The sequence below is a fragment of the Streptomyces sp. MMG1121 genome, from assembly GCF_001280015.1.
GTDB lineage: Bacteria > Actinomycetota > Actinomycetes > Streptomycetales > Streptomycetaceae > Streptomyces.
Genome location: NZ_LGDV01000118.1, coordinates 227,216 through 239,902, shown reverse-complemented (window position 1 = coordinate 239,902; position 12,687 = coordinate 227,216). Strand labels below are relative to the sequence as shown.

The 12,687-nt window shown below is 71.5% G+C and carries 12 protein-coding genes; 5 read left to right on the top strand and 7 right to left on the bottom strand.

Annotated features, from left to right (window positions below; translation table 11 throughout):
• Positions 1 to 23 precede the first annotated feature (23 nt).
• Positions 24 to 596, bottom strand: coding sequence for a flavin reductase family protein (locus ADK64_RS12155; protein WP_078992617.1), 573 nt, complete (start codon positions 594 to 596; stop codon positions 24 to 26).
• Positions 597 to 930: 334 nt separating this feature from the next.
• On the opposite strand from ADK64_RS12155, the gene cdgB reads away from it, so the two are divergent.
• Positions 931 to 2,589: a diguanylate cyclase CdgB gene (gene cdgB, locus ADK64_RS12150; RefSeq protein ID WP_053657992.1), complete on the top strand. Its 1,659-nt coding sequence runs from the start codon at positions 931 to 933 to the stop codon at positions 2,587 to 2,589.
• A gap of 119 nt (positions 2,590 to 2,708) precedes the next feature.
• Positions 2,709 to 3,647: a carbohydrate-binding protein gene (locus ADK64_RS12145; RefSeq protein ID WP_053657990.1), complete on the top strand. Its 939-nt coding sequence runs from the start codon at positions 2,709 to 2,711 to the stop codon at positions 3,645 to 3,647.
• A gap of 118 nt (positions 3,648 to 3,765) precedes the next feature.
• Here ADK64_RS12145 and ADK64_RS42770 read toward each other — a convergent pair whose 3' ends face one another.
• The 4 genes from ADK64_RS42770 to ADK64_RS12125 all read right to left on the bottom strand — a co-directional run bounded on the left by ADK64_RS42770 (position 3,766) and on the right by ADK64_RS12125 (position 7,355).
• The gene (locus tag ADK64_RS42770) at positions 3,766 to 4,116 is read right to left on the bottom strand and encodes a peptidase inhibitor family I36 protein (RefSeq protein WP_078992616.1); all 351 of its coding nucleotides are present in this window, start codon (positions 4,114 to 4,116) and stop codon (positions 3,766 to 3,768) included.
• A gap of 106 nt (positions 4,117 to 4,222) precedes the next feature.
• Complete coding sequence (locus ADK64_RS12135; RefSeq protein WP_053657987.1) at positions 4,223 to 5,140, bottom strand: 1-phosphofructokinase family hexose kinase; 918 nt, start codon at positions 5,138 to 5,140, stop codon at positions 4,223 to 4,225.
• 122 nt (positions 5,141 to 5,262) lie between these two features.
• Positions 5,263 to 6,405: an N-acetylglucosamine-6-phosphate deacetylase gene (gene nagA, locus ADK64_RS12130; protein WP_053657984.1), complete on the bottom strand. Its 1,143-nt coding sequence runs from the start codon at positions 6,403 to 6,405 to the stop codon at positions 5,263 to 5,265.
• Positions 6,405 to 7,355, bottom strand: coding sequence for an ROK family protein (locus tag ADK64_RS12125; RefSeq protein WP_199829587.1), 951 nt, complete (start codon positions 7,353 to 7,355; stop codon positions 6,405 to 6,407). The genes nagA and ADK64_RS12125 overlap by 1 nt, the downstream gene beginning before the upstream one ends.
• Before the next feature lie 142 nt (positions 7,356 to 7,497).
• Between ADK64_RS12125 and ADK64_RS12120 the strand changes: the two genes are divergently transcribed.
• The 3 genes from ADK64_RS12120 (at position 7,498) to otsB (ending at position 10,015) form a co-directional block, all read left to right on the top strand.
• The gene (locus ADK64_RS12120; RefSeq protein ID WP_053657980.1) at positions 7,498 to 8,757 is read left to right on the top strand and encodes an extracellular solute-binding protein; all 1,260 of its coding nucleotides are present in this window, start codon (positions 7,498 to 7,500) and stop codon (positions 8,755 to 8,757) included.
• Positions 8,758 to 8,792: 35 nt separating this feature from the next.
• The gene (locus ADK64_RS12115) at positions 8,793 to 9,017 is read left to right on the top strand and encodes a DUF3263 domain-containing protein (protein ID WP_053657978.1); all 225 of its coding nucleotides are present in this window, start codon (positions 8,793 to 8,795) and stop codon (positions 9,015 to 9,017) included.
• A 164-nt stretch (positions 9,018 to 9,181) separates the two neighbouring features.
• Entirely contained in the window at positions 9,182 to 10,015 is an 834-nt protein-coding gene (gene otsB, locus ADK64_RS12110) for a trehalose-phosphatase (RefSeq protein WP_107092966.1), read from the top strand.
• Here otsB and ADK64_RS12105 read toward each other — a convergent pair.
• On the bottom strand, positions 10,003 to 11,484 hold the full coding sequence (locus tag ADK64_RS12105) for an alpha,alpha-trehalose-phosphate synthase (UDP-forming) (RefSeq protein ID WP_199829578.1): 1,482 nt from the start codon (positions 11,482 to 11,484) through the stop codon (positions 10,003 to 10,005). The two genes, otsB and ADK64_RS12105, sit on opposite strands and share 13 nt — an antisense overlap.
• Positions 11,485 to 11,596: 112 nt before the next feature.
• Positions 11,597 to 12,541 carry a glucosyl-3-phosphoglycerate synthase gene (locus ADK64_RS12100; protein ID WP_053658246.1) on the bottom strand — a complete coding sequence of 315 codons (945 nt, stop codon included), beginning with the start codon at positions 12,539 to 12,541 and terminating at the stop codon, positions 11,597 to 11,599.
• Positions 12,542 to 12,687 lie beyond the last annotated feature (146 nt).

The following is a 12,687-nucleotide window of genomic DNA, read 5'->3' as shown; positions in this document are numbered from 1 at the left end:
CGGTACGCCTCGGGGGCGGGGGCTCAGCCCAACTGCCGGTACCGGCCGCGGAAGTACAGCAGCGGTCCGCCCTCCGCGCTCGGCACGTGCGCGGTCAGGACGCGGCCGACGACCAGGGTGTGGTCCCCGGCGCTCACCCGCTGCTCGGTGCGGCACTCCAGCGTGGCCAGCGCACCGCCCACCAGGGGCGCGCCGGTGGCCTCGCCACGGACGCAGGGGACGTCCTCGAAGAGCAGCCGGTCGCTGATGCGGCCCTTCATCGCGAAGCGGCCGGCGATGTGCCGCTGGTTCTCGGTGAGCACCGACACGGCCCACAGGGGCTGTTCGTCCAGCAGGTCGTCCATGCGGGAGCCCTCGCGCAGGCTGACTAGGACCAGCGGCGGGTCGAGCGAGACCGACAGGAAGGCGGTGGCGGTCATGCCGACGTCCTCCACGCCCGGCGCGGCCGGGTCGTCCGGGTCGAGCGGCGGTTCCTGAGCGGTCACCAGGACCACGCCCGCGGCCAGCCGGGACATCGCGGCCCGGAACTCGTCGTTGCTCACCCCCTCAGCATGCCCGGAAGCGGTGAGGGCGGTGGGGGAGGCAGTCTTCAGCACGCCGGAAACGCTAGTGTCCGCCCTGTGCGCGCCGCATCGGGCCTGAGCCTGAGCCGGGTCCTAGGACCAGCGGAGGATCAAGGACCAATTGTGCGCACGCTCGCAAAGCCTGCGTTCAGTAATCGCACGTGGAAATCGCGGAAACTCCACTCAATTGTTCACGTTCATCTGTGACTTGAGTCACAGAAGGCAGGAATTGTTGACCCTGTGTACCGAGTGGGCAGCGCGCTGTGATTCAGTGGCGGGGGAGCTGAAAGACCACCGTAAGAGGCACAGTAAAGAAGCGCCGAAGACAACCCTTGATTCGCTGCGAGGTCTCGGGGGGAGGGCGAGCATGGAGACCGAGTCGGAGCCGTATGTCCGTCTTGCGTCCCTGCGGCAGCTGCACCAGGTCATGGCCGACATGAACACGGCGCGCAGCCTGGCGGACACACTGCAGACCGTCGCCGACGGCGCCGTACAGGCCCTCGGGTACGAGATGGCGTGCGTGAACCTCGTCCGCCCCGACGGCGACCTCGTCGTCGCCGCGTTCTCCGGCAACTCCGCCGCCGAGGCCCTGATCACCGGCCGGGTCGGCTCCCGCGAGTCCTGGGAGCGGCGGCTGAACATGGGCGAGCGCTGGGGCGACGACCTGATCTTCATCCCGCACACCGAGGGCTGGGTGCTGGACGACGACGACGTCCCCCAGTGGTACACCGACGGCCCGGCGCCGCGCTTCGAGGACGAGTGGCACCCCTCCGACCGGCTCTTCGCGCCGATGCTCACGCCCGGCCTCCAGGGCGGCTCCTCCGGCGAGCTGCTCGGCGTCATATCCGTCGACCGGCCGCGCAACGGCCGCCGCCCCGGCGCCTGGGGCCGCGAGGCCCTGCAGATGTACGCCTTCCAGGCCGCCATCGCCATCAGCAACGCCCGGCTGCGCGCCAACATGCAGCGCGCCCTGGTCCGCCTGGAGCGCGAGCAGCAGGCCCTGCGCGCCAGCGAGGAATCCTTCCGGCAGGCCTTCGAGTACGCCCCCTCCGGCATGGCCATCGCCGAGATGGGCGGCGACCAGCACGGCCGGATCCTGCGCACCAACGACGCCCTGTGCCGGCTGCTCGGCCGCCCCGCCTCGGCGATGCGCCGCTACTCCTTCTCCGACCTCGTCCACCCCGAGGACATCGGCACGCTCCTGAGGACCTCCGCCGAGGGAGGCCGGGCCGAGCTGCGCCTGGGCCGCCGGGACGGCACGTACGTCTGGGTGTCCCTGCGCAACTCGGTCGTCGCCGACGCCGCCGACGGCCCCCGCTTCCTCCTCACCCACGTCGAGGACATAGAGGAGCGCAAGCGCCGCGAGCTCCAGCTCGCCCACCGCGCCTCCCACGACTCGCTGACCGGCCTGCCGAACTCCGCCGAGCTGCGCTCGCGGCTCGCGGCCCGGCTGTGCCGGCGCCCCTCGCAGCCCGGCGACCTGGAGTCCCTGGACGCGGCCTACGGCCACCCCGTCTTCGACACCCCGGCCGGCCACGGCTTCGACTTCCGGCCCGGCGCGGAGGGCTTCGACGCCTTCGACCACCATGTGCACACCGTCGCGCCCGAGGACGACCGCGACGACGGCACCAAGGGCCTCGCGGTGCTCTTCTGCGACCTCGACGGCTTCAAGTCGATCAACGACCGGTTCGGCCACAACGCGGGCGACGCGGTTCTGATCGAGGTCGCCCGACGTCTCTCGCGCGGGGTCCGCGACGGCGACACGGTGGCCAGGCTCGGCGGCGACGAGTTCGTGATCCTCGCCGACGGCCTCGGCCGGGCCGACGCCGAGGACCTCGCCGTACGGCTGCGCAACGAGATCATCCAGCCGATCCGGGCCGAGGGCCGGGCCGTCCGGGTGGGCGCGAGTTTCGGCATCGGGTGGGCACACTGCGGCATGACGGCGGACGAAGTCCTGAAGTCTGCTGACGAGCGGATGTACGTAGAGAAACGATCTCGTCCCAAACAGCACCGACGCGCCGGATGAGTCGCAGGTCAGCGACCTGATGCGGTGCGAGTCACCTGTTTGGCTCAGCCAGAGCGGGTAGGCTCGCCCTTCACATACCTGTACCGCATCCGCCCGCACCTGTTGAGGAGTACCTAGGGATGACGCCCGGCGACAACGGCGCGAGCACGCCCGAGGACGACGACCCGTTCGGCTATCTGTACGCAGACGGCCAGGCCAGAGGAGCCCAGCCGCCGTCCGGCGGTTACGGCTACCCGAACTCGGTCAGCAGGGTGCGTGCGGTCGGCGAGCGCCAGTACGGCCAGCAGGCGCCCGTGTACGGCCAGGGCGTGCCGCAGCAGCAGCCGACTTACGGCGGCCAGGGCTCGCCCCAGCAGCAGGGCGGCTACGGCCAGCCGAACGCCCACTACCAGGCCCCGGAGACCCTCCCGGGCGGCGCCCCCACCGGCCGCCAGGCCCCGCCCGCCCCCGGCCGGCGCGGCCCCAACACCAAGGGCCTGCTGATCGGCGCGATCGCGGTGGTCGCGGCGGTCGTCGTCGGCATCGGCGTGGCGATGATGAACGGCAACTCCTCGGACAACAAGGCGGGCGGCGACTCCTCGCCCTCGCAGTCCGCCTCACAGAACTCCCAGCCGAGCCAGTCGGCGAGCAGCAGCGCGTCGGGGGACTTGCCGAAGACCGACGCGAAGGACCTCCAGCTGGGCGGCGGCGCGTCCACGGCCTCGGGCGTCAAGGGGGCGAAAACGGACGGCGGGCTCTATGTGGCGGGGTTCAACACTGTCGGCGCTTCGGTCACCTGGACTGTCAATGACATCCAGAAAGCTGGCCCGTACCGCCTGTATGTGCGTTACAGCATTCCCGGTGTGGATGCCAACGCGACGCTGACGGTCAACGGCAAGCCCAACGAACAGCCACTGGGTATGAAGAACTTCATCGGCTCTCCGAAGGGCAACTTTGAGAAGGGCTGGCAGTCCACCTGGGCTCCAGTGACGTTGACCAAGGGCACCAACACGTTGACGATCTCCTGTGGTCAGGGGAACCAGTGCAACGCCCTCATCGACCAACTGTGGGTGCAGTAGGGGTCAGACAGCGGAACGGTCCGTCGGTAGCCCGGCGGACCGTCATGAAGCTTTACCGTGACGTGCGGAGCACCGGCGGTGCACCCTCAGGCTCGGCCGCCGCTAAAAGGCCGCAGCACTAACTCGCCCAGACTTCAATCCCCGTAACGGTGCCATGGGTGTTGTCCGAGTAGGTGCCCGGCTTCAGAGTAACTAGCCGGGTGCCAGCGTGGCAGCCCGTGGTGGCGTGCCAGAACTCTATGCGATACGACGTCTGGTTCGAGACGGACCGGAAAGTGCCGAAGGGATAGCAACCGGGCGTCACAGAGATGGCGGTCCTGGTTCCGGTCCTGTTCGTCCCCGACCAGCCGCAGACCTTCCCCTTCGGGCAGGTGTTGGGATCGGCCGCCGCAGCCGGTGTGGCAAAGGCACCGGCCAGCAACGCGCCGGTCACAGCCACCGTCGTCAGGCTCTTCTTGAGCAGGCTCATGTGGAGTTCCCCTATGTCTTTCGCTGCTGGTCAGCGCAGCGAACGGGTGATCATCAGATCACTCGGCTGACATGAAGGGAAGGGTGATTCTTGGCCACACTGCCTTTCACGGCGGCGTCACCGACACTTGCGCCAGGAGTTTCTCGTAGTGCGCGTGGTCGAAGTCGCCCGCTGTCGCGGATCGTACCGTCGCCGCCGACAGAGCGACCGCGCGGGTCAGGCGGTCCGGCCAGGGGAGCTTTTCCAGCAGGCCCGACAGTAGGCCCGCCACCGCCGAGTCGCCCGCGCCCGTCGGGTTGCCGTGGACGCGGGCTGGTGGGGTGGCGCGCCAGCGGCCCTCGGGGGTGACGGCCAGCAGGCCCTCCGCGCCGAGGGAGGCGACGACCGCGAGGGCGCCGCGCCGGCGGGCGTCCTGGGTGGCGCGCAACGGCTCGTGGGAGCCGGTCAGTTCGGCCAGTTCGTCGGCGTTCGGCTTGATCAGGTCCGGGCGGGCCGCCACGCCTCGGCGCAGTGGCTCGCCGCTGGTGTCGAGGAGGACGGGGACGTCCGCGGAACGTGCGGTCCGGACGAGGTGCGCGTACGCGCCGACCGGCACGCCCGGCGGCAGGCTGCCGCACAGGGCCACCGCCGAGGCGGACGGCAGGAGTTCGGCGTAGCGGTCCAGGAAGGTGCCCCACTCGGCCGGCTCGATCTGTGGGCCGGGCTCGTTCAACTGGGTGGTTTCGCCGGAGAGTTCGTCCACCACGGCTATCGTGCGCCGGGTCGCTCCGGCGACCGGGAGCAGGGCGTCGGTGAGAGCGGGGGTGTCGGCGAGCCGCTCGCGTATCGCCCGTCCGGTCGCGCCGCCCGCGAAGCCCGCGACCGTCACCTCGTGTCCGAGGGCGGCCAGCACACGGGCCACGTTCACGCCCTTGCCGCCGGGCCGTTCGACGACCTCGGAGACCCGGTGCGAGGCGTGCGGCCGCAGCGACCGTACGCGATAGGTCAGGTCGAGAGCGGTGTTCAGTGTGACCGTGAGGATCACCCGGGCCGACCTCCCTCGAAGTCCCTGTGTCCGTCTTCCGTTTCCGGGGCCTCGATCATGCCAAACAGACGGCGGCCGGCCCAGTCGTGGGTCGGCCGCCGTCGGCGCAGAAGTAGGGCGGATCAGGCCAGTTGGGGTGCTACCACCCACTCGCCCCGGCGCATCACGCCCTTGAGGCCGAAGTCCGCGTCCAGGACGAGCAGGTCGGCGTCCTTGCCGGGCTCCAGGGAGCCGATGCGGTCAAAGAGGCCGAGCAGCCGGGCCGGGTTGGCGGACAGGGCCGTCACCGCGTCCTCGACCGACAGCTTGTCGATGGTGACCGCCCGCTGGAACGCGCGGTCCAGGGTGAGGGTGGAGCCCGCGATCGAGCCGCCCTCCACCAGCCGGGCCACACCCTCGCTGACCTCGACCTCCAGCGGGCCGAGCATGTAGCGGCCGTCGCCGATGCCGGCCGCGTCCATCGCGTCCGTGATGAACGCGACCCGGTCCGCCCCCGCGTGGTGGAACGCCAGCTCCAGCGCGGCCGGGTGGAGGTGCGTACCGTCGTTGATCAGCTCGACGGTGACCCGTTCGTCCTCCAGCAGGGCGGTGATCGGGCCGGGCGTGCGGTGGCCCAGCGGGGGCATCGCGTTGAAGAGGTGGGTGGCGACCGTGGCGCCCGCGTCGATGGCCTCGACCGTCTGCTCGTACGTCGCGTCCGTGTGCCCGATCGCCGCGATCACGCCGTGCTCGGCGAGCAGCCGTACGGAGTCGATGCCGCCCGGCAGCTCGGTGGCGAGGGTGACCATCTTCGCCCTGCCGCGCGCCGCGTCGATCAGCTTGCGGACCTCGGCCGGGTCCGGGTGGCGCAGCAGTTTCTCGGAGTGCGCGCCCTTGCGGCACGGCGAGATGAACGGTCCCTCGAAGTGGACGCCCGCGATCTCGCCCTGCTCCGCCAGCTCGCTCAGCAGCCCGGCCTGGCTCACCAGCAGGTCCATCTCGTCGGTCACCGTGGAGGCGACGAGCGTCGTGGTGCCGTGCAGGCGGTGCGTGCGGATGGCCGTCAGGATGTCGTCCGGGGTACCGGAGAAGGAGGCTCCGCCGCCGCCGTGGTTGTGGATGTCGACGAAGCCGGGGACGACCCAGTGGCCGGTCGCGTCGAGTACCTCGGCGCTCTCGGGAGCGGCGGCCGTGATCTTCGTACCCTCGACGGACACGCGCCCGTCGTCCACCACCCCGCCGGGCAGTACCACCCGAGCACCTGTGAGAACCAAGCTGGGAGCCATCAGGCGCTTACCTCCGGAGTCGTAGAAGAAGTGGGCGAGCCGAGCAGGTCCCGCGCGAGCAGGCCCGCGCCCAGGCAGCCCGCGGTGTCGCCCAGGGCGGCGGGAACGATGGCCGGCAGTTTCTGGAAGGTGACCCGGCGCCGTACGGCGTCCCGCAGGGGTGAGAACAACACTTCCCCCGCCTCGGCGAGACCGCCACCGATGATCAGTGTGCGCGGGTCCAGCAGGGTGAGCGCGGTGACCAGGCCGTCGGCGAGGGCGTCCACCGCCTCCTGCCAGACCTGGGCCGCCCTCGGGTCGCCAAAGGCCACGGCCTTGGCGCAGTCGGCCGCGTCCGCGTCCGGGTCCCCGCAGACCGCCGCCCAGGCCTCGCTGACGGCGGACGCGGAGGCGTACCGCTCCAGACAGCCGTGCTGTCCGCAGGGGCAGGGGGTGCCGGACGGCCGTACGACGATGTGGCCGATCTCGCCCGCGAAGCCGTGCGCGCCCGACTCCACCCGGCCGTCGATCCCGATGGCCCCGGCGATCCCGGTGCCGAGCGGCACGAACAGGAACCGGTCGGCACCCTTGCCCGCGCCGATCCGGCCCTCGGCGAGGCCGCCGGTGCGCACGTCGTGCCCGAGGGCGACGGGCACGCCGAGCCGCTCGGCGAGCAGGGCGCGCAGCGGTACGTCCCGCCAGCCGAGGTTGGCCGCGTAGACGGCGTTGCCCCGCTCCTCGTCGACGATGCCGGGGACCGCGATGCCGGCGGCGAGCGCGGGCGTGCCGTAGTGCTCGACGCCGTACGCGTGCAACTCGGCGGCGAAGTCGAGGATCGCCCTGACCACCGCGTCCGGCCCGCGCTCGCGGCCGGTGGCGCGGCGGGCGCGGTGGAGCAGCTCGCCGTCGTCGCCGACGAGGGCGGCCTTCATCCCGGTACCGCCCACGTCCAGGGCGATGACATGTCTCACCACGGGCCCTAGTGTGGCCCTCGCACCCGGGAGAGGTCTAGTCCACTCACGTGGTGTAGACCTTATCTGTCCATATATTGAACGGTCAGACAGCAGGGTTGGGGCTTTGAGCGTGCGTCGGCGTACGGCAGGAACGATCGCGGTGGTGTCCGCACTGGGCATGACAGCGGTTCTCGGGGGCTGCGGAAGCACCGGTTCCTCGGGCGTGACCTTGAGACTCGTCGCCGCCGACTACGGCGACTCCTCCGCCAACAGCTCCAAGAAGTACTGGGACAGCCTGGCCAAGGCGTACGAGGCCAAGCACTCCGGGGTGAAGGTCGAGGTCAGCGTCTACTCCTGGAACGACGTCGACGCCAAGGTCAAGGCGATGGTCGCCGCCGGCAAGGCCCCCGACCTGGCCCAGATCGGCGCCTACGCCGACTACGCGGCCGCCGGCAAGCTCTACCCGGCCTCCGACCTGCTCTCGATCCGCACCCAGGCCGACTTCCTGTCCCAGCTCTCCGACGCGGGCCAGTGGAACCACACGCAGTACGGCATACCCTTCGCCGCCTCCACGCGCGTGCTCTTCTACAACAAGACCCTGTTCGCCAAGGCCGGCATCACCCCGCCCAGCACCTGGGACCAGCTGGCGGCCGACGCCAAGGCACTCAAGGACAAGGGCGTGAAGTACCCCGTCGCGCTGCCGCTGGGCCCGGAGGAGGCCCAGGCCGAGACCATGCAGTGGATGCTGAGCGGGAACAGCGACAACGGCGGCAGCGGCTACACCGACGACGTCGGCACCTACACGATCGACTCCGCGCAGAACGTCGACACCTTCACCTGGCTCAGGGACAACCTGGTCGGCAAGGGTCTGACCGGCCCGGTCGCGCCCGGCAAGCTCAATCGCGCGGATGCCTTCGCCGCCTTCGCAGACGGCCAGGTCGGCATGCTCGACGGGCACCCCACGCTGATCCAGCAGGCCGGGAAGAAGGGCGTGAAGTTCGGCATGGTGCCGATGCCGGGGCGCACCGGCGCGGCCCGGGCCTCGATGGGCGTCACCGACTGGATGATGGCGTTCAAGCAGAGCGGCCACGCCGAGCAGATCGGCGACTTCCTCAACTTCGTCTACAGCGAGAAGAACGTCCTCGCGTTCTCCCGCGACTACGGCCTGCTGCCGGTGACGGGCTCCGCCTCGACGGCGATGAGCGGTTCGGACGCCGAGCCCGACAAGGCCCTGCACCCCTTCCTGGACCAGTTGCCCACCTCCGAGCTGTACCCGGTCGGCAAGACCTCCTGGGCGGCGGTCAGCGCGGCCGTGAAGCAGAACATCGGCCAGGCCGTCGCCCCCGGCGGCAGCCCCTCCGGCGTCCTCACCCGCCTCCAGGCCACGGCCACGGCGGCCGACGGCAGCAACGGCGGCTGAGCCCGCTGTCAGTACCCGGCGTTACGGTGGCTGCCATGGAACTCGGCCACCGCGAACAAGCCATCCTCGCGCTGGAACGCCGGGGCTTTCCCGGCCCCGGCGCGAAGGAGCGCGCGATACGCGAGGAACTGGGCCTGGCTCCGGTCCGCTACTACCAGCTGCTGAACGCGCTGCTGGACGACGAGCGGGCACTGGCGGCGGACCCGGTGACGGTGAACCGCCTGCGCAGAGTACGGGAGACCCAACGCTCGCAACGCTGACCCCCGCTCCGCGTTGCCCGGCCGGCCGGGACGGCCGCGCAGCGGAGCGCTGAACCCGGGTGGGCCGGGGCGGGTGCCCTCCCGGCCGACGAGGCGGAGCACCCGGCAGGGTTCGGGGCCGGGACCCAGGCGTGATGGCTGCCCGCGCTGGATACTGTCGGGGTATGGACCCTCTGCCCACCCCGCAGACCCAACCCGGCCGGGACGGACTGGCCGCGCTGCTCGCACGGCCGGGTACGGCGCTCGTCGGACTCGACTTCGACGGCACCCTGGCCCCCATCGTCGCCGACCCCGAACAGGCCCGCGCCCACCCCGAAGCCGTACCGGCCCTCGTCGCGCTCGCCCCGAAGGTCGCCTCCGTCGCCGTGATCACCGGCCGCCCCGCCGGCGTCGCGGTCCGCTACGGCGGCTTCGCCGGTGTGCCCGGCCTGGACCACCTCACCGTCCTCGGCCACTACGGCGCCGAACGCTGGGACGCCGTCACCGGCACGGTCACCGCCCCCGCCCCGCACCCCGGCGTCGCCGCGGTCCGCGCGGAGCTGCCGGGCGTTCTGGACCGCGCGGGCGCCTGGACCGGTACCTGGATCGAGGAGAAGGGCCGGGCGGTCGCGGTGCACACCCGCCGCGCCGCCGATCCCGAGGCCGCGTTCGAGGCCCTGCGCGGCCCCCTCGCCGACCTCGCCACCCGCCACGGCCTGATCGTCGAACCCGGCCGCCTCGTCCTGGAACTGCGCCCGCCCGGCATGGACAAGGGCATGGCCCTCACCGAGTACGCCCGCCGGATCGACGCCGGCTCGGTCCTCTACGCCGGTGACGACCTGGGCGACCTCCCCGCCTTCGCCGCCGTGGAAAAACTCCGCTCCGACGGTGTCCCCGGCCTCCTGGTCTGCAGCGGCAGCACGGAGGTCACGGAACTGGCGGAACGGGCGGACGTGGTGGTCGACGGCCCGGCAGGGGTCGTCCACCTGCTGCGGACGCTCGCCGATCAGCTGGACTGAAGCCCTTCCAGCGCCCGCAGCTGCTCCAGGAACCACTGGGCCGGGGGAAGCGCGGTGGCCGCCGCCGCCAGCCTCTTGGCGCGGTCCGCCCGCTCCTCCGGCCGCAGGGACAGCGCCTCGTGCAGGGCCCGCGCGGTCTCCAGCACGTCGTAGGGGTTCACCACGAACGCGTCGGCGCCCAGCTCCTCGTACGCCCCGGCCTCCCGGGACAGCACCAGCGCACAGCCCCGGTCGGAGACGACCGGGACCTCCTTGGCGACCAGGTTCATACCGTCCCGGACGGGATTGACCAGGGCCACGTCCGCAAGCCGGTAGGCGGCCAGGGAACGGGCGAAGTCGTCCTTGACGTGCAGCACCACCGGCGTCCAACCGGGCGTGCCGTAAGCCGAGTTGATCTCCTCCGCCAGCCGCTGCACCGAGGCCGTGTAGTCGCGGTACACGGCGAGGTCCTGGCGGGACGGGTACGCGAAGGCCACGTGGACGACCTTCTCGCGCCACTCGGGGTGCTCGTCCAGCAGCTGCCGGTACGCCAGCAGACCGCGCACGATGTTCTTCGACAGCTCCGTGCGGTCCACGCGTACGACGGTCCTGCGGCCCTCGCCGATCTCCGCCCGCAGGGCCGTGATCCGCTCCTCGACGTCCGGCCGGTGCGCACGCTCGCGCAGGAAGTCGCCGTCGGCACCGAGGGAGTGCACGCCGACCTCGGTGCTCCGGCCTTCCCGCAGGTGCTGGACCGCCCGCGGGGCACCTGACGGCCAGGTCACCCGGTAGCGCTCGGGATCCAGGCCCTCGGCGCACCTCATGAAGGCCGTCGCCCAGCGCCAGGTCAGGAACGCCACCCGGTCCGCCCCGAGCATGCCCGTGAGCAGCTGCTCGCGGATGTCCCCCGGGAGCAGCTCGAAGTACTCCCTGGGCGCCCACGGGGTGTGCGAGAAGTGGCCGATGCGCAGGTCGGGGCGGAGCGCACGGAGCATCCCGGGCACGAGACACAGGTGGTAGTCCTGCACGAGCACCGCGGCCCCCTCGGCCGCCTCCTCGGCCAGCGCCTCGGCGAACGCCCGGTTGTAGGCCTCGTACGACGCCCACTGCCGCCGGAACCCGGCGTCGAAGACCGGCTCCAGCGGGGTCTGGTACAGCATGTGGTGGACGAACCACAGCACCGAGTTGGCGATGCCGTTGTAGGCGTCGGCGTGCACGGCCGGGTCGATGTCCAGCATCCGCACCCGCTGCCCGCCGGTGTCCTCCGTCGGCAGCAGCGCGCCGTCCGCGCGCCGTACGGCCTCCCGGTCGCCCTCGCCCAGCGCGGCGCACACCCACACGGCGTTCGCGTCCGGTCCGATGGCCGACAGCCCCGAGACCAGCCCGCCGCCACCCCGCCGGGCGCGCAGCACCCCGCCCTCGTGCAGCTCGTACGAAACCGGGCCGCGGTTCGACGCGACCAGCACCTCAGCACCGCCGGTGGAAGCCATGGTCCTCAACCTAGCCCGGCCCGGAAACGCTCAAACGTACGGCCACGCCCGACGCCTCGGCCGTATACGAAGACAGGCCACCGCGCCCGACCGGGGCCGTCACGCGCTCGGCTCAGGCCACTTTGCGCTCGGCGTACTCCGTGATCTCCACCATCGGCGGCCGTTCCTCCGTGTCGACCGAGTAGGTGCGTGGCTCGAAACCGTCCTCGCCGCGCTCGAACTGGGTCAGCGACGGCCGGATGAGATGGCCCCGGGCCAGCCGCAGCTGGGCGGTGCGGTAGATGGCGGCCGCCATCCGGCCCAGCGCCTGGCCGTCCTGGTGGCGGTGCTTGCGCACGCCCACGTCCACCTGTGCCAGCGCGTCGAGCCCCACCAGGTGCAGGGCGTCCACCAGCATGCCCAGCTCCACGCCGTAGCCGACGGGGAAGGGGAGCTGTTCCAGCAGGCTGCGGCGGGCCGCGTACTCACCGCCGAGCGGCTGTACGAAACCGGCCAGCTGCGGCCAGTGCATGTTCAGCAGCGGGCGGGCCATCAGCTCGGTGACCCGGCCGCCCTGCCCCGCCGCCGCGCCGAGCGGGCGGTCGTACATGGCCTTGACCAGGGCCACCTCGGGGTCGGTGAGCAGCGGGCCGACGATTCCCGAGACGAAGTCGGCGGAGAACTCCTTCAGGTCGGCGTCGACGAAGCAGACGATGTCGCCGCCGGTGACGAGCAGGGAGCGCCACAGGACCTCGCCCTTGCCCGGAACGGCGGGGATGCGCGGCAGGATGGTGTCCCGGTGGACGACCCGCGCGCCCGCCGCGGCGGCGACCTCGGAGGTGCGGTCGGTGGAGCCGGAGTCGACGACGACGAGTTCGTCGACGAGCGGGACCCGCTCCATCAGGTCGCGCCGGACGACCGTGACGATGTCGCCGACGGTCTCCTCCTCGTTGAGCGCGGGCAGGACGACGCTGATCGTCTGTCCCGTGCGCTGCTTGGCGGTCAGGATCCGGTGGAGCGGACGGTCGGTCACGGACCAGGAGCGGGTTGCCAGCCAGCGCTCGACTTCTTCCAGCACGGTCTGCGGCTCCTCACTGTTCGTGATCACAGGTGGTGACAGTGTGATCCATCTCGCGGTTCGGACGACTATCTCAACTGTCCTGGCCTTCGGTTACAGTCTTGGACAACGCCGATGACCATCGCATGTCGGGGCTCGCGCGCGTT